This window comes from Gammaproteobacteria bacterium (ex Lamellibrachia satsuma), from assembly GCA_019623805.1.
Lineage (GTDB): Bacteria > Pseudomonadota > Gammaproteobacteria > Chromatiales > Chromatiaceae > QGON01.
In genome coordinates this window covers 4,295,020-4,316,966 of the sequence record CP053680.1, presented here as the reverse complement: position 1 = coordinate 4,316,966, position 21,947 = coordinate 4,295,020, and the positions used below count along the sequence as shown (strand labels likewise).

Here is a 21,947-nt window from a genome sequence, read left to right as displayed (position 1 = left end):
CGCGTCATTTGCGTTTTTCGCGGGCAAACGATTCAAATTTAATACGGGCAATAAAATGAAATTCAGTGAAGCCTGGCTACGTGAGTGGGCCAACCCGGAAGTCTCAACGGATGAACTGTCTGATCAGCTCAGCATGGCGGGTCTCGAAGTGGACTCCGTCGAGCCTGCAGCGCCGGCATTCAGTGGTGTCGTAGTAGGCGAGGTGCTTTCCATCGAGGCCCATCCAGATGCGCAGAAGCTACGCATCTGTTCCGTGAATGTGGCAGGTGATGAGCCGTTGCAGATCATTTGTGGGGCTGCCAATGTCGCTCAGGGTATGCGTGTGCCGACCGCCGTAGTGGGTGCCAGACTGCCAGGTGATTTCAAGATAAAGAAGGCTAAGTTGCGCGGCGTGCAGTCGCTGGGCATGATCTGCTCTGCCAGCGAATTGGGCTTGGCCGAATCCTCCGACGGCATCATGCCTTTACCGACGGATGCACCGGTGGGTGAGGATTTTCGGATCTACCTCGGTCTTGAGGATCATGTGATTGATGTTGATCTGACCCCGGATCGCGGCGACTGCCTGGGATTGCTTGGTATTGCGCGGGATGTGGGGGTTATCAACCGCTGTTCTGTGACACCACCTGAGATGCCTGCCATTGCAGCATCCATTGAAGATCGCTTTGACGTGGATGTTACTGCACCGGAGGATTGCCCGCGATACATATGTCGAATAATCAAAGGGATAAATTCTAGATCTAAGACTCCACTTTGGATGCTGGAGCGGTTGCGCCGGGGTGGCATTCGCGGTCTAAGTCCGGTGGTCGATGTCACCAACTATGTTCTGCTAGAGCTGGGGCAGCCGATGCACGCCTTCGACCTGAATCAGCTGAGCGCACCGATCCAGGTACGTTTGTCTAATCCTGGTGAAAAATTGACCCTGCTCGGTGCACAGGAGATCGAACTAAAATCCGATACGCTGGTGATTGCCGATGGGTCGCGTCCACTGGCACTGGCGGGCATCATGGGTGGTGAGGGTTCGGGAGTTACAGATACCACTACCGATATACTACTCGAGAGTGCCTTCTTTACGCCCACCGCCATCGCAGGCAAGGCGCGCGCATACGGTCTGCATACCGATTCGTCTCACCGGTTTGAACGTGGGGTCGACCCTGAGTTGCAGACAAAAGCGGTGGAACGCGCCACTGCTTTGCTGGTGGAGATCGTCGGTGGCCAGCCGGGGCCGGTTGTCGAGGTCGCCAGCCCGGATAAGATCGAGGCGCGTCCCGAGATTCTGCTGCGTCACATTCGTGTCAACAAAATCCTTGGTGTCGATGTCTCCGCAGAGGAGATAGCCGATATCCTTACCCGCCTGGAGATGCAGGTGGAGATGGTTGAAAGTGGCTGGCGGGTCAAGGCGCCCAGTTGCCGCTTCGACATCTCAATCGAGGAGGATCTGATCGAAGAGATTGGTCGAATCTACGGTTACGCCAGGATTCCCACCAATCGCGGCATGTCCGGCATGGATATGCGGAGTAAACAGGAGACCGCCTACGATCTCAACCGGGCCAAGCATCTGCTGGTGGCAAGAGATTTTCAGGAGGTCGTTACCTATACTTTTGTTAGTCCTGAGTTACAGAAGTCTGTTGATCCGGATCTGTCGGGGGTTAAACTTGCAAATCCCATCTCGGCCGATATGTCGGTGATGCGCACCAGCCTCTGGCCGGGACTGCTGCAGACCGCCCAATATAACCAATCCCGTCAGCAAGAGAGGATTCGGGTCTTTGAATCCGGCCTGCGCTTCCGTCGTGAAGGTGAAAAGATCGCTCAGGATCCCATGCTGGCTGGCCTGATTACCGGCAAACGGATTGCTGAACAGTGGGGCGCGCAGGCGGCCCCAGTGGATTTTTTCGATCTCAAGGCGGATCTGGCAGCGGTACTTGCACTGACTGGTGATGCCGATAGTTTTGTCTTCAAGCCAGCGGAGCACTCAGCGTTGCATCCGGGCCAGACGGCAACCATCGAGTACCATGGGCAGTTGGTAGGCTGGATCGGCATGTTGCACCCCGAGCTGGAGAAAAAACTCGATCTCTCGGGTGCCACCTACCTCTTTGAAATATTATTGGAGAGTGTTGAAAAGGGTCTTCTGCCGGCATTTGAGCCGCTCTCCAAGTTTCCCTCCATCCGCCGGGATATCGCGCTGGTGGTGGACGAATCTGTCACGTTTGAAGCAGTGCGTGCCTGTGTTCGCAAGGCAGCCCCCGAGATTGTTAAAGACATTCGTCTTTTTGATGTCTATACTGGGGATAACATAGATTCGGGTCGAAAAAGCCTCGCATTGGGATTGATTTTACAGGAAAAATCTCACACGCTTATTGATGAAGAAGTTGAAGGTGTGGTCGACACTGTGTTAAAAAGATTGTCTAAAGAATTCGGTGCGAAGTTGAGAGAATAGGATATGTCACTGACCAAAGCGGACATGGCAGAGAGATTGTTCGAGGAACTCGGACTCAATAAACGCGAAGCCAAAGAGATGGTGGAGATGTTTTTTGAGGAGATTCGCCAGGCCTTGGAAGAGGGCAGTCAGGTGAAGCTCTCCGGGTTTGGTAATTTTGACCTGCGCGAAAAGAAACAGCGGCCTGGGCGTAACCCCAAGACCGGCGAAGAGATCCCGATCTCTGCCCGGCGGGTGGTTACTTTCAGGCCCGGACAAAAACTCAAGGCACGGGTAGAAGCTTATGCTGGATCCCAGCAGCAGCAATAACCAACTGCCCTCGATTCCGGGCAAACGCTATTTTACCATTGGCGAGGTCAGCGACCTCTGCCAGGTGAAACCTCATGTGCTTCGCTACTGGGAGCAGGAATTTCCCCAGCTCAAGCCGGTAAAGCGGCGCGGTAACCGGCGTTATTATCAGCGTCACGACGTACTCATGATTCGTCAGATTCGCAGCCTGCTCTATGAACAGGGATTCACCATTGGCGGTGCCCGCCAGCAGCTCTCCGGCGACACGGCCAAAGACGATCAGAACCAGAGCCATCAGATCGTGAAACAGCTTCGAGCCGAACTCGAGGACCTGCTGCAGATACTAAAAAGATAGCCCCGTTTCGGATTGACAATGCTTGGTTAACTGCCTAGTATTGCCCCTCCTTTCCGGGCGTAGCGCAGCTTGGTAGCGCACCACAATGGGGTTGTGGGGGTCGGATGTTCGAATCATCTCGCCCGGACCAATCAGGAAAAAGCCGAAGTGGATTTCCACTTCGGCTTTTTTAATGCTTGCCGTTCGTGGACCTGTCACTCTTAGCGGATCAGGCAAATAACATTGTACTGTTAACGGCTGTCTCGAATTCTGCAAGTTTCTAACGTCCTGCACAACTATCCTTCCAAATATTTATCGTCCCAGCGAAAAAAAGTATTGTAATTTAATAATATTCTTATATACTACTTCTCCATCGAGTCACTGAGACCGAAAAACGAATCAACTACATTTATAAACATTACTGACAGGTAAATAATCATGAAAAAAATCATCGCCATCGCTGCTCTGATCGCTTCCACCCAGGCCAACGCTTTCTGGGGTTTCAATGACAACGGCTACAACAATGGCATGTTCGACGGCATGGGTGACGGAGACATGGCTTTCAACATGAATGTCTCTGGTAACGCTCGCGGCAACGCTCACAACACCTACCGTAGTTACGGTTACAACGCCCCCTATGGTTACGGCTACGCGCCCTACGCACCTGTAGCTCCCCAGGCACCGGTTGCACGACCTGCAGCTGCAAAATAAGATCGGATTTCCCCTCCCGATCCAAGGGCGCTCAAATTGAGCGCCCTTTTTTATGCCTCGAATTCTTTACCAAGCCCTGTATTTATTGCCCACTTGACCAGTCTTTAAAGTTTCGGTTCAGTGGGTACTTCAATCCAGAATTTTGATCCCTTACCGGGTTCGCTCTCCACGCCGATAGTTCCACCCATGAGTTCAACTATTCGTTTTGATATCGAGAGTCCAATGCCTCTTCCACCAGTCATCTTATCGGCTGCATGACGGGTGAATGGCTCGAAGATGGTGGACATCTCTTCTTGAGTGATGCCCGTTCCTGTGTCGATGACATCAATGCGCAGTATGCCGGGGGTCTCCGTATCAACCGCAAGAGATACGCTACCATGGTCATGGTTGTATCTGATGGCGTTGTTAACCAGTTCCAGTAAAGCCTGTGTGAGGCGTTTCCGGTCTGTTGTGATAAATATTGGCTGAGGGGGTGTAACAGCATCGAGCTTGATATGTCGTTCTGCGGCTTTGGTCTGAATTTTGTCGAGGATATCTTTGATCACTTGTTCGACATCGATTGTTTCCAGGGAAAGGGACAGGTTTGCTGAGGTGATCTGATCCAGGTCCAGCAGTGAGTTGATCAAGTCCAGTAATCGGTTGCTGGCCTGGAGGATTTCGTCGACCGACATTGCCTGGTTTGGCGTGAGTGGCTCATCCGGATCGGATGCCAATAACTGGGAAAATCCCATGATGGCGTTCATTGGCGTGCGAAGTTCATGATTCATGCGGGCGAGAAAATCCGACTTTGCCTGATTTGCATGCCAGGCCTCATCCCTGGCCGATATCAGGGCCTGCTCGTTGGCTTGCAGTTTTTCTGTCATTTTATTGAAAGCAATACTGGTTTGGGCTAGTTCATCCCTGCCCCGCACCCGAATGCGGTGTTCCAGACTGCCGTCAGCCAGTTGACGTGAAGCATCCCGCAGTTCCTTGAGTTGGCGGGTCAGATAGAGACCGAGCATAAGGGAAAACAGCGCAGTGAGAGCCATCTCAAGACCAGCAATGGTCATTGCCCGATTGCGGGCATTCTTCATTCCTTCAGTGATGCGGTTGGTGGAGATACCTACTTCCACTCTGCCAAATAGGATGCTGTTTTCAACGATTTCGGCATGGGTGTCGAAAACCAGGTCACTGACATCTTCCAATTTCATGTCGTCAGCAAAAGAGCGGGAGAGAAGTTCAGGATCGCCGCCCTCAGCCAAAAGAGTTTCATTGTCCATTACTCTTGCATACAGCACCCCGGGGTTGCGGAGTATCTCCTGAACAAAGCTTTCAAGGGAGGCCAGGTCGGTAGAGAGAACAGCATTCTTGGTGGCGGTGGCAAAAAGGGTGGCCGTTGTCGAGGCATGCTCGATGAGTTGTTCTTCGTTTGACTGGCGCAGAAAATTCAGACCACTCCATACCAATATCGATAGCAGTATCGCCTCTATGCCGGCGATACCGAGTATCGTTTTGAGCCTGAAGGACATGCCTTATTAGCCTTCAGTCAGCTTTTTAAGGAGATCTATGCCCAAAGCCCGTACGTCATCCCAGTCTTTGTTCTTTCCCACTTCGATACCTTTGAAATTGATGCTGGCAAGTAACCGTTTGCCTTCAGGATCGTTTTCCATGTTGATCATGACTTCCTTTATTCGTTTTATGGCTGCAGGATCCACTCTTGGATGTGCCGCAAATGCGTGGGGGGTAAAGGATCCACTGGTCCAGAGTATCCTCAGTTGTTCTCTGACTGTTGGGTCGACGTTGTTGAATGTGCGCTGAATGCCTCCACCGGCGACATATAACCCCTTTGCAATGCTGCGATAAACGGAGTCGTGGGAGGAGACGTATTTGGTAGAGAAAGGGATGTCGTTGTTAGCAATGTTCGCTCGAGGGAGCACACTTGCGGCAAATGCTGCGGGCGAGGGGAAAGCGAGGGTTTTTCCCGCGAGATCATTCAGGGAATGAATGGCACTCTCTTTTCTAACCACCACGATTCCGCGAATCCGTTTGTTTTTCTGCCGGGAAAATACTTCATACCCTGGAGAATCGTGGAAAACTGTGTAGTGGTATGGGTTCATGTAGGCAATATCGTACTCGCCTTTGGCGCAGCGTCGCTCAAATTCCGGGATATTGGGCGCCGTTTTGAACACAAGCCGGGTGCCGCTCTTCTTCCCGATATACTGCATTATCGGTCCCCACAAACGGGCCAGTTTGGTCGCAGACTGCTGTGGTACGAGGCCAAATGTGAGCGTGGGTGGCTCCTGGGCCAATGCAGCAGGTTGAATGGTGGAAACAAGGAAGAGTGCTGCTAATGCCTGAATCAGGTATTTCATGCCGTGCCTCCGGGATTTTTTCTGAGATTAATCCCTATTGCTGTCATTTTGACTGGTAAACAAAGAAGTTATCAGTGTAGGTATCGGCAGACTCAATGAAAACTTTTCGACTTTTTCAACGGGATCTGGATTCTGGGGAATTCCAGAAAAACGTGAAAGTTGGATGGCGATCTATACTATGTTGAGGGTGATTTTATCGTCGCATGAATTTTTGAAAAGGTATGAATATGGAAATTAATCTTATTCGAGATACGCTGTTTTGGTGTGCGGTGATCAATATCGGACTGCTTATATGGTGGTTTCTTTTTTTCATGCTGGCCCACGACTGGATCTACCGTATGCACAGTCGCTGGTTCAGTCTGTCGGTTGAGCGATTCGATACTGTCCATTATGCGGGCATGGCGCTCTTCAAAATTGGCATATTCTTGTTTAATCTCGTGCCATTTATTGCCTTGAGCATTGTCATCTGAACTGAGAAATCGATCGGAAGCACTTTAAATGATTGAGATATTGCCAGAAACAGAAGGAAACACGCTGGTTATAAAGGCAACCGAGATGCTTACCGCAGAAGATTATGAAACTGTTTTTATCCCTGCGATGGAAGAGCTGATCCAGAGACAAGGCAAAGTTCGTGTTGCGCTCCTGTTGGGAGAAACGTTCGAGGGGTGGGAAATCGGTGCGATGTGGGATGATGCCAGATTTGGCATTCAGCACCGCAATGACTTCGAAAAGATTGCAGTTATTGGCGGGCCTGACTGGGTGGAATGGACGGCCAAACTTGGTGCCTATTTCATGGAGGGACACTTACAGACCTTCGATGAGGCGGAATTTTCTGAGGCTATTAGCTGGCTGAAGGCGTGATCGTTGATGAGTCAGTCGGTTGATGCGTGGTATGTCTACATTTTGAGGTGTGGTGACGGTACGCTCTATACCGGGATTGCCAAGGATGTGGCTGCACGGGTCGAGAAACATAATTCAGGGCAGGGTGCCAAGTACACTCGTGGCAGACTGCCGGTTGAATTGCTCTACACGGAATCTGTTGGCCCGCATGGTGATGCGCTGAGGCGGGAGATGGAGATCAAACGTATGTCGGCAGCCAATAAAAACAAGCTGGTCTATTCAGGATAGAGTCGTCCCGGGTTAAAGATGGATTTGGGATCGAATACCCGCTTCAGGCGTTGATGCAGCAATGCGACCGTGGGATTTAGGGGGTGGAAGATCTCGCCGCTGCGATCGCCATTCCGAAATAGTGTGGCGTGACCACCGGTTGCGCTGACGGCGGAGCGGATGGCTTCCATTGAGTGATCTCCCTTGAACCATCTCAATGCACCGCCCCATTCGATGAGCTGTTTCCCCGGTAGACCAAAGTCAGCCGCTGGCGGCATTGAGAGCCGCCAGAGTGGGGCGTCAGTCTGAAAAAAGGCTAACTGCTGATCCCGAAGTACTCTCCAGAACATTTCAGCATCTTCAGCCAACTCCCCTCCAAACCGGTTTCTTAGCTGCAATACCCGTGTTTCATCACATTCCAGCCGAATGTGCAGTAGTCCATCCATGTGACAACTGCCGGAGATGGGGGCAGCATCAAGACACATGCGCTGCGTAATTGCATGAGCGTTCTCTGCATCTGCTTCGAATAAAAGGGTTGTCTCCTGTGGCGGCAGAGGCAGAACTTTTATCGATACTTCCAGCAGGATGCCCAAGGTACCCAGGGAACCGGCCATAAGTCGAGAAAGGTCATATCCAGCCACGTTTTTCATCACCTGGCCGCCGAAGTTCAAAATCTGTCCTCGCCCATCCAGCAGTTTGATTCCCAGTAGCAGATCTCTGGGAGCACCAAACCAGGGACGGCGCGGGCCACTAAGACCACTCGCAATGGCGCCACCGATTGTCGAGGCCTCTGTGAAATACGGCGGCTCGAAGGGGAGCATCTGATGCTGTGCAGCCAGTGCTGCCTCGATCTCGGAGAGTGGCGTGCCGCCACGGGCGGTGACAACCAGTTCCGTGGGTTCATAATCCACTATGCCCCGGTGCTGGTTCAGATCGAAGGGTTCTCCGATCAATTCACGGCCGTAGAAATCTTTACTCCTGCCACCCTGCAGACAGAGTTGTTGTCCACTCTCCGCCGCCTGAACCACATCGGCTTGCAGCGCTTCACTGATGTCTTGGTTGCTACCCACTTAGAACCGCTCCAGTTCAGGAAAACGCAGCTGTCCGGCATGCACATGCATGGCGCCAAACTCAGCGCAGCGGGAGAGGGTGGGGATCGCCTTGCCGGGATTGAGCAGGTTATGAGGGTCGAAGGCTGCCTTCACTGCATGGAAGATCTCAAGTTCCGCATCGGGGAACTGGGCGCACATCTGGTTGATCTTCTCCAGGCCGACACCGTGTTCGCCGGTGATGGTGCCGCCTACTGCTACGCAGAGTTCAAGGATCTCGCCACCGAATTTCTCGGCTTTATCCAGCTCTCCTGGGATATTGGCATCGTAGAGAATCAGGGGGTGCAGATTGCCGTCACCGGCATGAAAGACATTGGCGCAGCGCAGGTCATAGCGTTGTGACATCTCGGCGATTTTCTTCAGAACCATCGCCAGTTGCTTACGTGGGATAGTGCCGTCCATACAGTAGTAGTCCGGCGAGATTCGACCTACCGCCGGGAATGCAGCCTTGCGTCCGGCCCAGAAACGCTGCCGCTCGGTATCATCTTTGGAGATGCGCACTTCGCTGGCACCGGATTGCTTCAGGATGGAACAGACAAACTTTACCGAAACGGCAACCTCCTCCTCACTGCCGTCCAGTTCACAGAGCAGAATAGCGGCTGCTTCCACCGGGTAACCCGCATGGATGAACGCTTCTGCAGCGCGCAGAGAGAGGTTGTCCATCAATTCCAGCCCGGCAGGAATGATGCCGCTGGCGATGATGGTGGCAACCGCATTGCCTGCGGCCTCTACCTCATCAAATGCCGCCAGGATGACCTGAGCCTTGGTTGGTATCGGCAAGAGTTTGACCAGCACCTCCACAACCACTCCCAACATGCCTTCAGAGCCGGTCATTAACGCCAGTAGATCGAGTCCTGGACTGTCGAGACCGCCACCTCCCAGGGTGATTCGCTCCCCCTCAATGGTAATCAGAGTGACTTCCAACAGGTTATTCACGGTCAGGCCATATTTCAGGCAATGCACCCCTCCTGCGTTTTCCGCCACGTTGCCTCCGATGGAGCAGGCGATTTGGGAGGAGGGATCGGGTGCATAGTAGAGTCCATGAGACCGGGCTGCATCACTGATCGCCATATTGCGCACACCCGGCTGCACCCTGGCGCGCATATTTGATTGGTCGACTTCCAGGATCTTATTCAGACGTGCCAGACTGAGCAGTACGCCATCTTCATGGGGCAGCGCACCGCCAGAGAGTCCGGTTCCGGCGCCGCGCGCTACCACGGGGATTTTGTTGGTGTGGCAGTAGCGCAGGATGGCCTGAACCTGGTCTGTGTCGTAGGGCAATAGCACGATCAGGGGCACCTGCCGGTAAGCAGAGAGTCCATCGCACTCATAGGGGACCAACTCCTCGTCACGAAAGATGACAGCATCTGCTGGCAGCATCTTCAGGAAGGCATCGGCCAGAGTTCGGCGTTGTTGCTGCCGGCGTAATGAATTGTTGTCGGATTGGTCTTGCATTGGGTCATTCTTTCAAAAAAAGCGCTTGAGGTTAACCTGTTTCTTTACTGGAAATAGATGGCAGCTTATGATGGAGTGGAATCAAATCAGGCCCTAAAACATACACAAGCAAACTGATTTCTGATTTGACGCCGCCCACACGTTGGAAGGGGTTATTTCCAGGTCCTGCCATTCCCGGCTGCCCGGCCTTTGCCATAGGCTTTACCCGTGCCTGCAAAGGTACCCTTGCCAATGGCTATGCCCCGGCCGGAGACGGTACCTGAACCCTTTTTGTGCTGGATATTACCGTTACCGTCGCGATAGACAACAACACCTTTCCCGCTGGCGGTGCCTGAACCCCTGACGATGCCGGTGCCTTGGGCGATGCCATAACCCTGAGCCCAGCCTTTGCCGTTGACATGGCCTTGTCCGGCATTTGCGCTGAAGGCAACAGTGGTGAGAAGACCCAGAATGGTGAGTTTCGCGAGCAGTGATTTCATTGTAATTACCTCGGCTGGTATGTGTTGTTTGAATGATTTGACGACAGTTTTTGGTCGTCTCACTGTGTAAAACGCACCAGCATGGGAATGGTTGACAAGGAATACTATTGAATCTGATCAGTCTGCTTTTGTAGGAAAGAACAGCGTCTCTATCAGATCCGGGTCGTCGAAATGACGGCGACCCACAAAGGCTGTGGCATGACGGCCACGCTGACGCATCGCCCCAGGTGACGCTATACCCATCGGCCAGAGCAGCCAGCGTTCCCCTCTCTCCGTCCCATGCACGATCCCGTCCTCAGAGAAGAGTGAACGACTGCCGGAGGTGTGTGGGAGGGTTGTCAATTGTTGGTAATCGACTAACGTGTAACTCTTGCCCAAGTCTAGGGTTGCGTTAACTGCGTTAGAGAACTTTCGGATGTGATGTGTGCCTGCGGTGAGCCTTATCTCCTTGCGTTGCGACGATTCAGGAACTGTGTCAGCCAGGAGTGGTGGTTCAGCGCCGGATGGTGGCTGGAATGTCAGGGCTGGCGTGGGAAAGAGCGTGTGATAGCAACCGCAGTTGTGGATGGTGTCATAGAGCAGTGGTTGGCCGGAGGGAGCGAGGGTAACCCGAAAGTTCAAGCCATCCAGGTGGCCTCCAAGAATATCAAAATGGCTCTCCAGTGGACGGGCGGGAAACCAGATGACATAGTTTAACTGCAGCAGGTTATTGCCCTGCCAGCGGGTAAAACTTTTGTACGTATAGACCGCTGGTCTGCTGGTATCGATATTGGATGGATTGCCGTAGAGACCAAGCCTGGGTGTGCCGATGCGGTCATTATCATCTTCTGTCTCAACGACCCAAACCGGTGCGAAGTTCAACAGTAGTTGCTGCAGTTCTGTTCCATCCACGTCGGGAAGTTTGAGAGGATTTGTGGCGGCTTTCGTGAGGATATTCGCCACTATTTCACTGCTTATCGTTATTTTGGTGGGAGGAATATAACGTACAGACACCTCATCAAATGGCCTGTCCGATGCCCCTCTCAAACGCAACCTTGCTTTATCCCGCCAGTTGCTGGCGATGATGTCAACAAAGATGGCTGTGATGGGATAGAGGCCAATTGCCCTTTGTAGGGATGAGTAGTTGTCGTTTACCTTTATTATGCGTTGCAGTTGTGACCGTTTCTCTGTATCCCCAAGTAGTTCTGTGCTGAGTATTGTGCGGCAAAGATGCAGTTGTTGTACCAGTGAAGGATCGGTGTCGGCATTGCTTAATTCTACGTACCGGGCTTCACGGTCCATCTGCTCCAGTTGGCTGAGCCACTGTGCATAACCATCTGTGGATAGTGTTTCATTGGAGAGGGAGGCAAAGAAACGATTTGTCCGCAGCCAGGGAAAATCGGGAATACGTGCAAAACCACCATCAACTGTGCCGGTTTGCAAAGCTAGTTCGTCCGCCTGTTGGAACAGTGCCAGGCAATCGGCTGTTACGTTGTCGACCACTGCTGGTTCGGTTTGCAGTGTGCTGCATCCTGTGATTTGCAATAACACGCCCAGGATGCAGAGGCATGTGCACCACCCTCTATTTGGCGCTGTTGAGCCGCCAGTTGTAATGATGGTCTTCAATCTCATCGATCTTAGATAGCCGTGTGAGAAGCGCCGGTTCTGCATAACGCCGAAAATGTGCCAGCAATTGCTGATCGCTGCCGCCAAAATCATCCTTAAACCAATGATAGATGCTGGAGACGGTTAATTTCTCATCTTCGATATTTACCCCTCTGTGATGATTGATGTACTGCCGCGAGGCCAGTTCCAGGAGACTGTCCGTGTTTATTGCAGTGAATGCTTTCTGCTGTAGGTTAGGGCAACCGATAGATGCGCAGTTCAAGGCATAGTGAAGCCTGGGATCACGCCAGATGGGGCGTAGAATACGGTGTTCGATATCATCGAGCGCGATCTTGTGGTCATCGACGGTAAAGAGCTTCTTGCCCCAGGGGCCATTGCTGAAGATACCCGGAGAGATGTCGATGTCGAGGATGGACTCCACCGGATAGTGATTGAGTATGACCATCACGGTGCCGGCATTGTAGAGATTGATCCAGAAAACGCGCTGCTGATCTCTGTTGAGGCGGGATACAGAGGTCTGTTGTAACTGATTCAGGTAGGCTTGTAACTCTGCCTTCGCTGCAGTGCTGACTCCAGCGTAGTCGACACGGTTGACGCCATCGCTGCCCTGAGACAGATAACTGTCGAGAAAGTCTTGCCAAGGGGCATGGTCGACCAGAAGTGATGAGGTTTCATCATGGGTTTGCCAGCGCGGCCAAAGCTCGGCCTTGGGGGCGGCGCAGATCCCGCTGATGAATCCCAGGAGGGTGAGAAAAAGTGTGATTCGAAGCATGTTCCTTAGCGCTCTCCTTAGTAGGCCTGATCAAGCTTAGCGGATCAGGCAAATGATCCATAGAGATACGCTTCAGCCGTGATGTTGGATGCATTGTCGAAGGGGTAAAGCGTTCTTTGGCTTGCTACTCATGAATATCCACGCCTCTCCCCCTCAGACCGCCTGTTTGCTGATCTGCTTTGCCTTTTCAAGTACAACCTGGGCTTGTTTGATGGAAGCGGCATCGATCATCTTGCCGTCCAGGCTGACAGCGCCCTTGCCTTCAGCCTCGGCTTCGTCCATCGCCAGGATGATGCGTTGGGCGCGATCCACCTCGGCCTTTCCGGGAGAGAAGACTTCATTGGCCAGGGCAATCTGTGAGGGATGAATCGCCCATTTACCTTCACCACCCAGCGCAGCAAAGGCCCTGGCTACAGCCAAGTAGCCCTCCGGGTCGCTGAAGTCACCAAACGGGCCGTCGATGGGGCGCAGGCCATAGGCCCGGCAGGCAACGATCATCCGTGACATGGCGAAGTGCCACTGATTGCCCAGATAGGTCTGTCGGTTACCATTTTCATCCGGGGTATCGAGCATCAAGTAGTTTGGGTTGGGTCCCCCCATGCTGACGGTTCGGGCTTGGGTGGAAGCAGCGTAGTCGGCAACGCCGAAGACCAGGGCTTCCAGTCTGTCAGGACAGGCCTGGGCGATGGCCTCCACGTTGGCCATGCCAATGGCGGTTTCGATCAGGGCATGCAGATTAATCGGTTTCAGCCCTTTTGCTGTCTCGATCTGTGCCAGCAGCAGGGCGACAAACTGCAGATCGGAGGGTCGACCAACCTTGGGTACCAGCAAAGTATCCAGTTTGTCTCCAGCCTGTTCCGCCACATCGATGATGTCGCGATAGCAAAAGTGAGTATCCAGCCCGTTGATGCGCACTGAGATGGAGCAATCTGACCAGTCGAAATTGTTCAGTGCATGGATGACGTTTTTCCTGGCCTGCTCCTTGTCGGGAACAGCGACAGAGTCCTCCAGATCAAGAAACACGAGATCGGCTCCCGCTTTGGGGGCTTTCTCCAGCATTCGCATGTTACTGCCGGGCACGGCCAGTTCACTTCGGTGCAGGCGATTTTTATAGGCCATCCTCTTTTCTCCCTCATTATTTTGCTTTGATTGAGTGCGGGATTCAGTTCATACCTCAAGCATCTCCCTATTTAACATAGGCATTACCGGCTTAACAGATAATTATCGCGGTATTGCATGGTGCAAATTACGGCTTGGTTCGGCTGGGAGTCTGGGAGGATGAATAAGTCAATATCAGAATATTTGACGAAATGTCCAACTGCCGTCTAGTTTGTTGTCTTTACCCTTTTTAAGGTATAAATCTCGGGTATCATGTGGGCTGCCAATCTTGAACGGTTTCCGATCTATATATACTAAATAGTTCATAGGATAGGCGACATCCCCAAATGAGGGACGCCGAATATACATCCCTGTAGGGTTGACGGCGGCATCCATGCCGCCGACACCCTCATTTGTGTATGTCGCCTATTCAGCGTTCTCCTTAGTAATTTGGTTGTTTTTTTGTTGACCTCTATTTTAGGTATTGTTTCGATTATGCAATTTTCGGTCTTTTTGATGAGACTTTTCCGGCTTGTCGTACTCTTTGTGTTACTACCGCTTCCGGTCCTGGCTGATAGCTTCAATGCGGCATTTTCTGAGCAGCAGAGGGCAGTCAGCGAGGCTATCGATTCGCAAAAGCGAGTCGAGCAACTTGACGACGAGTCCCGCAATCTGTTGGAAAGCTATCGTCAGGTCACTGCAGAACTGGAAAGACTGGAACAGTACAATGAGCATCGTCAGCGTTTCGTAGCCTCGCAGGACGAAGAGCTTCATCGTCTTGCCGAGCAACTTCTCTCCATCGATAACACCCGTCGCGAAATTGAACCGCTTATGGGAAGGATGCTGGAAGTATTGGATCGTTTTGTCGAACTGGATACGCCTTTTCTACCGGATGAGCGCGCCAAACGTATTGCACAGTTGCAGGATCTTGAGGGGCAGAGCGATAGCACACTTCCCGAGCGTTATCGTCGTCTGCTGGAGGCCTATCAGGTGGAGACCGAGTACGGGCGAACCATCGAATCCTACCGCGGTAAGCTGGAGCTCGATGGTGAGCAGCGCATGGTGACCTTTCTGCGTTTGGGACGGGTTGCGCTCTACTACCTGACGCTGGATGGCAAGGCTGCGGGAATTTGGAATAGAGCGGCTTCCCGTTGGGAACCGCTGGCGCTGGAACACAATCGCAAGATCGACAGGGCGCTGCAGATTGCCGAAAAGCGCCTTCCACCCGATCTGATGCCGCTCCCTCTGACCGTGCCGGAGCGGATGCAATGAAGAGATTACTCTTACCACTGTTCGTACTAATGTTATCCCAAAGCAGTACGCTTTTCGCTGCCAAGGCTGATTCATTGGAGAGTCTGTTACAGCAGGTGCGTGAATCCAGACAACAGCAGAAGCATAGGGATACAGCGAGAGAGCAGCGGTTTCTTGAACAACGGGATCAACGCCAACGACTGCTTGACGAGGCCAAACAGGCACTTGCCGCCGCCAGGCAGCAAAAGTTGGAGTTGGATCAACGCTACACTGAAAACCAGGCCCGTCTGATCGAGCAACGGGCTCAACTTAAAGAGAAGAGTGGTACCTTGGGCGAACTTTTCGGCAGCGTGCGCCAGGTGGCGTCCGAGAGCCGGAATATTTTTGGCGCATCGTTGATCAGTGTGGAACGGCCACAGGATCTGCTGCTGTTGGATGAACTGGCGGGCAGCCAGAAGCTCCCCTCTATTGAAAAACTTGAGGCCCTCTGGCAACTGTTTCTCGAGCGTCTGGTGGAAGCGGGTAAAATCAAAAGTTTTGAAACGCCCGTGATTACCAGTGATGGGGTCGAGCAGAATGAGATGGTTACCCGGATTGGTCTCTTCAACGCCATATCCAACGGACGCTATCTACGCTATCTGCCGGAGAGCGGTCGTTTGATGGCGTTGGGTCGGCAGCCCACACCGCGTTTTCAGTTGATGGCGAAAAAATTTGAGACCGCCGAAGAGACCATAGAAACCATGGCGGTTGATCCCTCGCGCGGCGCAATTCTGTCGCTGTTGGTGCAGTCACCCACTTTGCTTGAGCGCATTCGGCAGGGTGGAGTTATTGGTTACATCATCATCGGCTTGGGTGCGGTGGGTATTTTGCTGACCCTCGAACGACTGATTGTACTCTTCGTTACCGGACGACGGGTTAAAAAGCAGATCGGCAATCGTTCTGCATCCGGGAAGAACCCCTTGGGACGCCTGATGCTGGCGATGAAAACACAGGCCGATAGCGATGCCGAAGCGCTGCAACTGCGCTCTGATGAGGCCATCCTGAAAGAGCTGCCCACACTGAGACGTGGTTTGCCGATGTTGGGTATCCTGGCAGCTGTTGCCCCCCTGCTGGGGTTGTTGGGTACCGTTACCGGCATGATCGAGACATTTCAGTCGATCACCCTGTTCGGAACCGGCGATCCAAAACTGATGTCCGGCGGCATTTCCCAGGCGTTGGTGACTACTGAGCTTGGACTGGCGGTAGCGATACCACTGGTGCTGCTGCACAGTTATCTCTCTGGCCGCAGCAACCGGCTGATCCATATCCTTGATGAACAGAGTGCTGCACTGGTGGCGCATAGGACGGAATCCGGTGGAACGTCTGATTGAGTGGCTGCCAACAGATAGTCTGAGTTTCCTGGAGCAGGGCGGACCTGTGCTCTGGCTGATCCTGCTGCTGTCGTTGTTGATGTGGAGCATGATCACGCTCAGTTACAGCCGTATCTGGCTTGCAGGAATCGGGGCGGCCAGGATTGCGGGGCAGAGCCGTTTGCCCCTCATCACTGCCTTGGCACAGATCCTGCCGATGCTTGGCCTACTGGGGACTGTGGAGGGCATGATCGACGTTTTTTATGTCATTGCAAGCCACGGCACCGGCAATATTCGAGGCATGGCGGGGGGGATCTCCAGCGCTCTGATCACCACCATGGCCGGGCTGGTCACTTCACTCTCCGGCTTCTATTTCGTCAGTGATCTGCGCCACCGTCTACAGGATGCGACATGTTGTGGGGAGATTGCCTGATGCGCCACCGGCATACTGAATCTGAAAGTGGTGATGTTGCCATCAACCTGACGCCGCTGATCGACATGGTTTTCATCCTGCTGATCTTTTTCATGGTGACCTCCTCCTTTGTGAAAGAGACCGGGGTTGATGTTGACCGGCCCAGTGCAGCAACAGCAGTCCGTAAGGAGCGTGCCAGCATCCTCATAGCCGTTACCAGTAAAGGGGAGGTCTGGATCGATAAACGGCGCGTCGATCTGCGGGCAGTTCGCGCCAATGTTGAACGTCTGCATGCGGAGAATCCGGAAGGGGCGGTGGTGATCCTGGCCGATGAGCAGGCGCCTACAGGCACTGTAGTGCGGGTATTGGATCAGGCACGCCTTGCGGGGGTGGAGAGCGTTTCAATTGCTGCTTCACAGGATGCCGGGGGATGAACCGTTCGGTCTATCTTCCTGCAGTCCTGCTTGCCCTATTGGTAAATATAGGTCTCTTCTGGGCTATGCAGCGCATGGTGACCGGGGAGAGCGCCACGCTCGACCGTTCGGCGGCCGAACCATTGATGGTGGATTTTATACGCTTGAAAGCGGAGCCTCCACCTCCGCCCCCGGAGTTGCTGGATGAACCGGATCAACCGCCACCAACATCCTCGCCCAGCGCACCGCAGCCTCAACGGCTCACTTTCAAGCAGCCAGGAAACAAACTGCCGAATTGGGATACGCCGAAGATCGATATTCCTCTGAATATTGGCTCTGGTCCCTATCTTGGTGCTTTTCGTCCGCCTGCGATGCCGATTGTACCTCCCTCTGATCCCATACCGCTGGTGCGTTTTGCACCACGTTACCCTCAACGGGCGCTGCTGCGCCATGTGGAGGGCAGCGTCACCTTGAACTTTACTATTACAGTCGACGGCTCTGTGAGTGATCCAGAGGTGTTGAAGGCGGATCCTGTGGGTTATTTCGAGCAGGCAGCGCTGCGGGCGATTCGGCGCTGGAAGTTTCAACCGAAAGTTGAGAATGGGATTGCCGTTTCCCGACCTGCAAGCCAGACCATCCACTTTACGATGAAGAAAAAATGAAGTGGTTGGGTCTGCCTGTTTTGTTGCTCCTGCTGGTGAGTTTCGGCACCCATGCAGAAGAAGAGAGTGGGGATGAGTACATCGCCACACAGCTCACATACGACTATCTGTTTCTGGTCGAGGCACTGATCCGTCACGAGCGATATACAGAGGCTGCCGAAGAGTTGGATGGATTATTGGCTCGTGTGGCCGACAATCGCTACGAAACAGCCCTGGTTCATCAGACCTATGGCTATGTTGCTATCGGCCTGAACGATTATCCTGCTGCCATCGCCCATTTTATGCGGGCGATCAACTCATCAGCTCTGCCGGATCAGGTTACCCATAGCCTGCGCTACACCACGGCTCAGTTACAGTTGCAGGAAGATAATGCCAAAGCGGCACTGCAACTGTTGCAGTTATGGTTTGAGTCGGAACAGCAGCCACCTCCCCGTGCGCGCGTACTCCTGGCGCAGGTCTATCGTTCGTTGGCACGGTGGAAACCGGCAATCAAGGCACTGAAACTCGCGATCAAAGAGTCGGACGAGGTTGAAGAGTCCTGGTATCAGTTGCTTGTCGGACTCTATCTGGAAACTGAGCAGTTGCAGCCGGCTGCTGAACTGCTGCAAAAGATGGTAGGAATGTTTCCCGACAATGCAGGTTATTGGCGTCAACTGGCCGGTGTATTGATGCAGCAGCGGCGGGAAAAGGCGGCCACGGCGGTGATGGCGCTGGCGGCCGAGAAGCGATTGTTGAAAGCGGGGGAGCTTCGTCGTCTTGCCAACCTCTATCTGCACCAGAATATGCCGTTGGATGCAGCTGAGTTGGTGGAAACCCATATAATGTCGGGACTGCTCAAGGCCAATGTCCGAAATCTGAGTCTGCTGGCTGATGCGTGGGTGCTGGCCCGTGAGCCTGAGAAAGCGTTGCCGATTTTTTCACGGCTTTCAAATATCGATCTTAGCGGCAGATCGGACCTGAAGTGGGGATCATTATTGATTGAGCTGGAGCTTTGGGAAGCCGCTGCAACCCGATTGCAGCGGGGTATCGAAAGAAAGAAAAAACCTTCTGCTCGTGACTGGTTGTTATTGGGTACGTCATATGCCCGATCGGAACGCCGTATACAGGCTATCGAAGCTTTTACCAAGGCGCGGGACGCTTCGGTAAAAAAACAGGAGCGCCATCAGGCCGAACAGTGGCTTGAATATCTGGCTGCAGAATAGCTCCGATTGTTACAGCTTCAAGGCCGTAGGCCCGATCAAGCTTGCGGATCGGGCAAACCGAGGCTGAGGTGGAAGCTCTTGCATAGCTTTGTCTTGTTTAACTCCAACGCCATACTGGACTGCGTGCCTATTCACTGCGCGAAATGACACACAAAGTGAGTGAAATGCCACACGCTATCCGGCTGGCATTCAATTGGTATCAAAGAAAGTTTTGAAAAACAAATAGATACAAAGTTGGCACCCTCTTTGCTCAATTGGATGGAATATTCAATATAACAATAGAAGAGGTAGGATCCATGAAGTTGAAGACCCTTGCAGTAGCCATCAGCAGTTTGTTGGCAGCCCAACCGCTCTTGGCGGCCGACCAACCTGAAGCGCTTTCCGATGTTGTGGTCGAAGGTGAGGCGCAAACCTCTCCCGCGCTAACTGTCATGCCGTTGGACGAACCATCTCAGGGTATACCGGCAGATGCTGCTGATCTGCTCCGCAGTGTCCCAGGTGTATCCGGCGCGCGCATGGGTGGTCATGGAATCGAGCCGATCATTCGCGGTCAGAGCCAGAATCGACTGAATATCCTGCTGGATGGTGCCTATATCCACGGCGGCTGCCCCAGCCGCATGGATCCTCCCACTGCCTATTCTGCGATGGAGAGTTACGACAGTGTGACCGTAATCAAAGGTTCCCAGACGGTACTCTACGGTGGCGGCGGTAGTGGTGGCACGGTATTGTTTGAGCGCGGTGTACCCGAGTTCGATGAGGGTGATCACTTTATGGGCAAGGTGGATGCCGGTTATAAAAGTAACTCAGGTACCAAAGAGATATCCGCTGATCTGGCGGCCGGTGCCGAGACCGGTTATGTCCGCGGTGTGGTTGGCTACAAGGATGCAGACAACTATGAGGACGGCGATGGACATGAGGTTCGTTCCGCATTCACCACCTATTCAGGGAATCTGACAGCGGGATATACACCAGACAAGGATACCCGGCTTGAGCTTAATCTCGAAGCGAATCGGGAGAGTGATGTACTCTTTTCAGGTGCCATGATGGACTCTCCGGAGAGCGACTCTGACAATATTCGCTTAAAGTTTGACCGACAGGCGTCGGTAGGGCCATTTACCGCGTTGGAGGCCAACATCTACAAGACTGATGTCACTCACCTCATGGATAATTACTCTCTGCGTGAACGTACAGCGATGTCAAATGCGAAGACGCCGACCACCTCGGACACGCTTGGTGGGCGTGCCAGTGGTGACCTGATGTTCGGTAACAAGGTGCTGACCCTGGGTGTCGACTACCAGAAAAATGACCGCGATGCAGAGCGTCTGATGGCAGCAGATATGATGTTGACCACTGATCCGACAATAGTGCAGTCGATCATGTGGCCAGGAGCTGAATTGGAGCAGACAGGTTTTTTCGCAGAATTGTCGCTGCCGATGAATCAGGATGACAGCCTCAAGGCAGGTATTCGCTACGATAAGGTCAATGCCTCCATTTCAAGGGGTGACGAAAAGCCAGGGGTCATGATGAGCCCGACGCCAAATGATCTTTATGATCTCTATTATGCTCAGACCTCGGAGAGCAGTGACGAGAATAATATCGGCGGTTTCCTGCGCTATGAACATGCCATCGAGAACGGCAATCTTTTTGCTGGTGTCAGCCGCAGCGTGCGCACGGCGGATGCCAGTGAACGATATATTGCCAGCTTCATGAGGATGGGTACCATGGTTCTGGACTGGGTGGGTAATCCGGAACTCGAGCCTGAACAACATCACCAGATTGAAGCAGGTTTTGAACTCGACGGAGATGCTTGGACGAGCGGTTTTACTGCCTATTACAATGATGTCAGCGATTATATTCTGAGGGATTTGGCGCGTGGTCAGGATGGTATTCTGCTCGCAAATGGAGCCACCATCTATCGTAACATTGAAGCCAGATTCTATGGGCTGGAGTGGGAAGGGTCCTATTCCATATCGAACTCACTCTCCGGCCGGGCAAGTCTCGCCTATGTGAATGCGGAAAATACCACCGACAGTCGTCCCATCGCCCAGATCGCGCCGCTTGAGATGACCCTGGGTGCGGATTACACCATAAGTTCTTGGGATCTTGGCGGTACCGTCAGAGCGAATGCCGAGCAGACACGGGCCGATATCATTGACGGAAGCGGCCAGGATGTCGGGGAGACCGCTGGATGGGTAGTGCTCGATCTTTACGGCAGCTATGCGGTAACCGATAGTGCCAATGTGCGCTTTGGTGTCAACAACCTGTTCGACAAGACCTACGCTTATCATGTGAACCGGGCAAACCTTGATCCCTTCAGCCCCGAAGCGATCCAGGTCAACGAGCCTGGCCGTGAGCTTTGGGTGAAAGGTTCAGTGAAGTTCTAAAAGACAATAATGCAGGCACGGGCTTAACCGTGCCTGCGCTTCAAGCTATCTGTTATTGCATTTCCATCGTCGGCCGTTTCAAGCGTAGCGGAACCGGCAGGCGCTGAATAGTTACCGATTTTTTCCTGATCCGCTGTGCTTGATCAGGCCTACAGCGCCACGGTTTATCTGTTGCCCAGCATCTCATCCACGATCTGTTCACACTCAAACCAGTCGTTCTGCTCACTTCCATGCTCGAAGTTGCGCTGCTCCGCCCGGTAATAGGCCATAGTGGCGATCATCTCGTAGCGTTCGCGGGGACTGATTACGGGCTTAGCGGGTTTGGCGGCAACAACCCTTTTCTTGGCCGGCATAGCTTTTTTCTTAGCTGCCACCTTCTTTTTGGCAACAACTTTTTTCTTGGCGGCCACCTTCTTTTTGGCCACTCTCTTTTTGCTGACTTTAGGTGATTGGGTCTCGTCGTTCTTTGCTTTCTTACTCAAGTTTACTTCTCCTGATTGTGGTCGTGATAACCACACATTTTATACAAAA

At 53.0% G+C, this 21,947-nt stretch carries 23 protein-coding genes and 1 tRNA gene; 15 read left to right on the top strand and 9 right to left on the bottom strand.

Annotated elements, in window-relative coordinates; all coding sequences use genetic code 11:
• The first annotated feature begins 55 nt into the window (after nucleotides 1-55).
• The 5 genes from pheT (at nucleotide 56) to HPY30_18670 (ending at nucleotide 3,767) form a co-directional block, all read left to right on the top strand.
• On the top strand, nucleotides 56-2,434 hold the full coding sequence (gene pheT / locus HPY30_18690; GenBank protein QYZ67832.1) for a phenylalanine--tRNA ligase subunit beta: 2,379 nt from the start codon (nucleotides 56-58) through the stop codon (nucleotides 2,432-2,434).
• Between the two features lie 3 nt (nucleotides 2,435-2,437).
• A complete protein-coding gene (gene ihfA, locus HPY30_18685) occupies nucleotides 2,438-2,743 on the top strand; it encodes an integration host factor subunit alpha (GenBank protein ID QYZ67831.1) in 306 nt (101 codons plus the stop codon).
• A complete protein-coding gene (locus HPY30_18680) occupies nucleotides 2,718-3,077 on the top strand; it encodes a MerR family transcriptional regulator (protein ID QYZ67830.1) in 360 nt (119 codons plus the stop codon). The genes ihfA and HPY30_18680 overlap by 26 nt, the downstream gene beginning before the upstream one ends.
• Before the next feature lie 53 nt (nucleotides 3,078-3,130).
• Nucleotides 3,131-3,207, top strand: a tRNA-Pro gene (locus HPY30_18675).
• Nucleotides 3,208-3,494: 287 nt separating this feature from the next.
• Complete coding sequence (locus HPY30_18670; protein ID QYZ67829.1) at nucleotides 3,495-3,767, top strand: sulfur globule protein CV1; 273 nt, start codon at nucleotides 3,495-3,497, stop codon at nucleotides 3,765-3,767.
• A gap of 104 nt (nucleotides 3,768-3,871) precedes the next feature.
• Here HPY30_18670 and HPY30_18665 read toward each other — a convergent pair whose 3' ends face one another.
• Nucleotides 3,872-5,275 (bottom strand): HAMP domain-containing protein, encoded by a 1,404-nt coding sequence (locus HPY30_18665; GenBank protein ID QYZ67828.1) that lies wholly within the window; start codon nucleotides 5,273-5,275, stop codon nucleotides 3,872-3,874.
• Between the two features lie 6 nt (nucleotides 5,276-5,281).
• Entirely contained in the window at nucleotides 5,282-6,118 is an 837-nt protein-coding gene (locus tag HPY30_18660) for a phosphate/phosphite/phosphonate ABC transporter substrate-binding protein (protein QYZ67827.1), read from the bottom strand.
• Nucleotides 6,119-6,345: 227 nt separating this feature from the next.
• Between HPY30_18660 and HPY30_18655 the strand changes: the two genes are divergently transcribed.
• Genes HPY30_18655 through HPY30_18645 form a run of 3 tightly spaced genes read left to right on the top strand, consistent with a single transcriptional unit; the run spans nucleotide 6,346 to nucleotide 7,246 of the window.
• Complete coding sequence (locus HPY30_18655) at nucleotides 6,346-6,588, top strand: hypothetical protein (GenBank protein ID QYZ67826.1); 243 nt, start codon at nucleotides 6,346-6,348, stop codon at nucleotides 6,586-6,588.
• 28 nt (nucleotides 6,589-6,616) lie between these two features.
• Nucleotides 6,617-6,979, top strand: coding sequence for an STAS/SEC14 domain-containing protein (locus HPY30_18650; protein QYZ67825.1), 363 nt, complete (start codon nucleotides 6,617-6,619; stop codon nucleotides 6,977-6,979).
• A gap of 6 nt (nucleotides 6,980-6,985) precedes the next feature.
• Entirely contained in the window at nucleotides 6,986-7,246 is a 261-nt protein-coding gene (locus HPY30_18645) for a GIY-YIG nuclease family protein (GenBank protein ID QYZ67824.1), read from the top strand.
• On the opposite strand, the gene glcE is transcribed toward HPY30_18645, so the two are convergent.
• The 6 genes from glcE to HPY30_18615 form a co-directional block, all read right to left on the bottom strand.
• The gene (gene glcE / locus HPY30_18640) at nucleotides 7,234-8,277 is read right to left on the bottom strand and encodes a glycolate oxidase subunit GlcE (protein QYZ68131.1); all 1,044 of its coding nucleotides are present in this window, start codon (nucleotides 8,275-8,277) and stop codon (nucleotides 7,234-7,236) included. The two genes, HPY30_18645 and glcE, sit on opposite strands and share 13 nt — an antisense overlap.
• Nucleotides 8,278-8,295: 18 nt before the next feature.
• On the bottom strand, nucleotides 8,296-9,789 hold the full coding sequence (locus HPY30_18635) for an FAD-binding protein (protein ID QYZ67823.1): 1,494 nt from the start codon (nucleotides 9,787-9,789) through the stop codon (nucleotides 8,296-8,298).
• 152 nt (nucleotides 9,790-9,941) lie between these two features.
• Complete coding sequence (locus HPY30_18630; GenBank protein ID QYZ67822.1) at nucleotides 9,942-10,268, bottom strand: hypothetical protein; 327 nt, start codon at nucleotides 10,266-10,268, stop codon at nucleotides 9,942-9,944.
• A gap of 117 nt (nucleotides 10,269-10,385) precedes the next feature.
• A complete protein-coding gene (locus tag HPY30_18625; protein ID QYZ67821.1) occupies nucleotides 10,386-11,798 on the bottom strand; it encodes a hypothetical protein in 1,413 nt (470 codons plus the stop codon).
• 31 nt (nucleotides 11,799-11,829) lie between these two features.
• Nucleotides 11,830-12,645 (bottom strand): DUF547 domain-containing protein, encoded by an 816-nt coding sequence (locus HPY30_18620; GenBank protein QYZ67820.1) that lies wholly within the window; start codon nucleotides 12,643-12,645, stop codon nucleotides 11,830-11,832.
• Between the two features lie 153 nt (nucleotides 12,646-12,798).
• Nucleotides 12,799-13,764 (bottom strand): CoA ester lyase, encoded by a 966-nt coding sequence (locus HPY30_18615; GenBank protein ID QYZ67819.1) that lies wholly within the window; start codon nucleotides 13,762-13,764, stop codon nucleotides 12,799-12,801.
• A gap of 495 nt (nucleotides 13,765-14,259) precedes the next feature.
• Between HPY30_18615 and HPY30_18610 the strand changes: the two genes are divergently transcribed.
• From HPY30_18610 to HPY30_18580, 7 genes are all read left to right on the top strand, one after another.
• Nucleotides 14,260-15,015 carry a DUF3450 domain-containing protein gene (locus HPY30_18610; protein QYZ67818.1) on the top strand — a complete coding sequence of 252 codons (756 nt, stop codon included), beginning with the start codon at nucleotides 14,260-14,262 and terminating at the stop codon, nucleotides 15,013-15,015.
• On the top strand, nucleotides 15,012-16,364 hold the full coding sequence (locus HPY30_18605; GenBank protein QYZ67817.1) for a MotA/TolQ/ExbB proton channel family protein: 1,353 nt from the start codon (nucleotides 15,012-15,014) through the stop codon (nucleotides 16,362-16,364). Before HPY30_18610 ends, HPY30_18605 begins: the two co-directional genes overlap by 4 nt.
• Entirely contained in the window at nucleotides 16,306-16,776 is a 471-nt protein-coding gene (locus HPY30_18600; GenBank protein QYZ67816.1) for a MotA/TolQ/ExbB proton channel family protein, read from the top strand. Before HPY30_18605 ends, HPY30_18600 begins: the two co-directional genes overlap by 59 nt.
• Nucleotides 16,776-17,189, top strand: a complete 414-nt coding sequence (locus HPY30_18595; GenBank protein QYZ67815.1) for a biopolymer transporter ExbD — start codon at nucleotides 16,776-16,778, stop codon at nucleotides 17,187-17,189. The genes HPY30_18600 and HPY30_18595 overlap by 1 nt, the downstream gene beginning before the upstream one ends.
• Nucleotides 17,186-17,830 (top strand): TonB family protein, encoded by a 645-nt coding sequence (locus HPY30_18590; GenBank protein QYZ67814.1) that lies wholly within the window; start codon nucleotides 17,186-17,188, stop codon nucleotides 17,828-17,830. Before HPY30_18595 ends, HPY30_18590 begins: the two co-directional genes overlap by 4 nt.
• Nucleotides 17,827-19,032, top strand: a complete 1,206-nt coding sequence (locus tag HPY30_18585; GenBank protein ID QYZ67813.1) for a transposase — start codon at nucleotides 17,827-17,829, stop codon at nucleotides 19,030-19,032. Before HPY30_18590 ends, HPY30_18585 begins: the two co-directional genes overlap by 4 nt.
• A gap of 296 nt (nucleotides 19,033-19,328) precedes the next feature.
• Nucleotides 19,329-21,416, top strand: coding sequence for a TonB-dependent copper receptor (locus tag HPY30_18580; GenBank protein ID QYZ67812.1), 2,088 nt, complete (start codon nucleotides 19,329-19,331; stop codon nucleotides 21,414-21,416).
• A 164-nt stretch (nucleotides 21,417-21,580) separates the two neighbouring features.
• Here HPY30_18580 and HPY30_18575 read toward each other — a convergent pair whose 3' ends face one another.
• Nucleotides 21,581-21,898 (bottom strand): DUF2934 domain-containing protein, encoded by a 318-nt coding sequence (locus tag HPY30_18575; protein QYZ67811.1) that lies wholly within the window; start codon nucleotides 21,896-21,898, stop codon nucleotides 21,581-21,583.
• Between the last annotated feature and the right edge of the window lie 49 nt (nucleotides 21,899-21,947).

Bases quoted from the DNA above. Each gene is read 5' to 3' on its own strand.
- pheT (QYZ67832.1), top strand. From the start codon at position 56: ATGAAATTCAGTGAAGCCTGGCTACGTGAGTGGGCCAACCCGGAAGTC.
- ihfA (QYZ67831.1), top strand. From the start codon at position 2,438: ATGTCACTGACCAAAGCGGACATGGCAGAGAGATTGTTCGAGGAACTC.
- HPY30_18680 (QYZ67830.1), top strand. From the start codon at position 2,718: ATGCTGGATCCCAGCAGCAGCAATAACCAACTGCCCTCGATTCCGGGC.
- HPY30_18670 (QYZ67829.1), top strand. From the start codon at position 3,495: ATGAAAAAAATCATCGCCATCGCTGCTCTGATCGCTTCCACCCAGGCC.
- HPY30_18665 (QYZ67828.1), bottom strand. From the start codon at position 5,275: ATGTCCTTCAGGCTCAAAACGATACTCGGTATCGCCGGCATAGAGGCG.
- HPY30_18660 (QYZ67827.1), bottom strand. From the start codon at position 6,118: ATGAAATACCTGATTCAGGCATTAGCAGCACTCTTCCTTGTTTCCACC.
- HPY30_18655 (QYZ67826.1), top strand. From the start codon at position 6,346: ATGGAAATTAATCTTATTCGAGATACGCTGTTTTGGTGTGCGGTGATC.
- HPY30_18650 (QYZ67825.1), top strand. From the start codon at position 6,617: ATGATTGAGATATTGCCAGAAACAGAAGGAAACACGCTGGTTATAAAG.
- HPY30_18645 (QYZ67824.1), top strand. From the start codon at position 6,986: ATGAGTCAGTCGGTTGATGCGTGGTATGTCTACATTTTGAGGTGTGGT.
- HPY30_18635 (QYZ67823.1), bottom strand. From the start codon at position 9,789: ATGCAAGACCAATCCGACAACAATTCATTACGCCGGCAGCAACAACGC.
- HPY30_18630 (QYZ67822.1), bottom strand. From the start codon at position 10,268: ATGAAATCACTGCTCGCGAAACTCACCATTCTGGGTCTTCTCACCACT.
- HPY30_18620 (QYZ67820.1), bottom strand. From the start codon at position 12,645: ATGCTTCGAATCACACTTTTTCTCACCCTCCTGGGATTCATCAGCGGG.
- HPY30_18615 (QYZ67819.1), bottom strand. From the start codon at position 13,764: ATGGCCTATAAAAATCGCCTGCACCGAAGTGAACTGGCCGTGCCCGGC.
- HPY30_18610 (QYZ67818.1), top strand. From the start codon at position 14,260: ATGAGACTTTTCCGGCTTGTCGTACTCTTTGTGTTACTACCGCTTCCG.
- HPY30_18605 (QYZ67817.1), top strand. From the start codon at position 15,012: ATGAAGAGATTACTCTTACCACTGTTCGTACTAATGTTATCCCAAAGC.
- HPY30_18600 (QYZ67816.1), top strand. From the start codon at position 16,306: ATGAACAGAGTGCTGCACTGGTGGCGCATAGGACGGAATCCGGTGGAA.
- HPY30_18595 (QYZ67815.1), top strand. From the start codon at position 16,776: ATGCGCCACCGGCATACTGAATCTGAAAGTGGTGATGTTGCCATCAAC.
- HPY30_18590 (QYZ67814.1), top strand. From the start codon at position 17,186: ATGAACCGTTCGGTCTATCTTCCTGCAGTCCTGCTTGCCCTATTGGTA.
- HPY30_18585 (QYZ67813.1), top strand. From the start codon at position 17,827: ATGAAGTGGTTGGGTCTGCCTGTTTTGTTGCTCCTGCTGGTGAGTTTC.
- HPY30_18580 (QYZ67812.1), top strand. From the start codon at position 19,329: ATGAAGTTGAAGACCCTTGCAGTAGCCATCAGCAGTTTGTTGGCAGCC.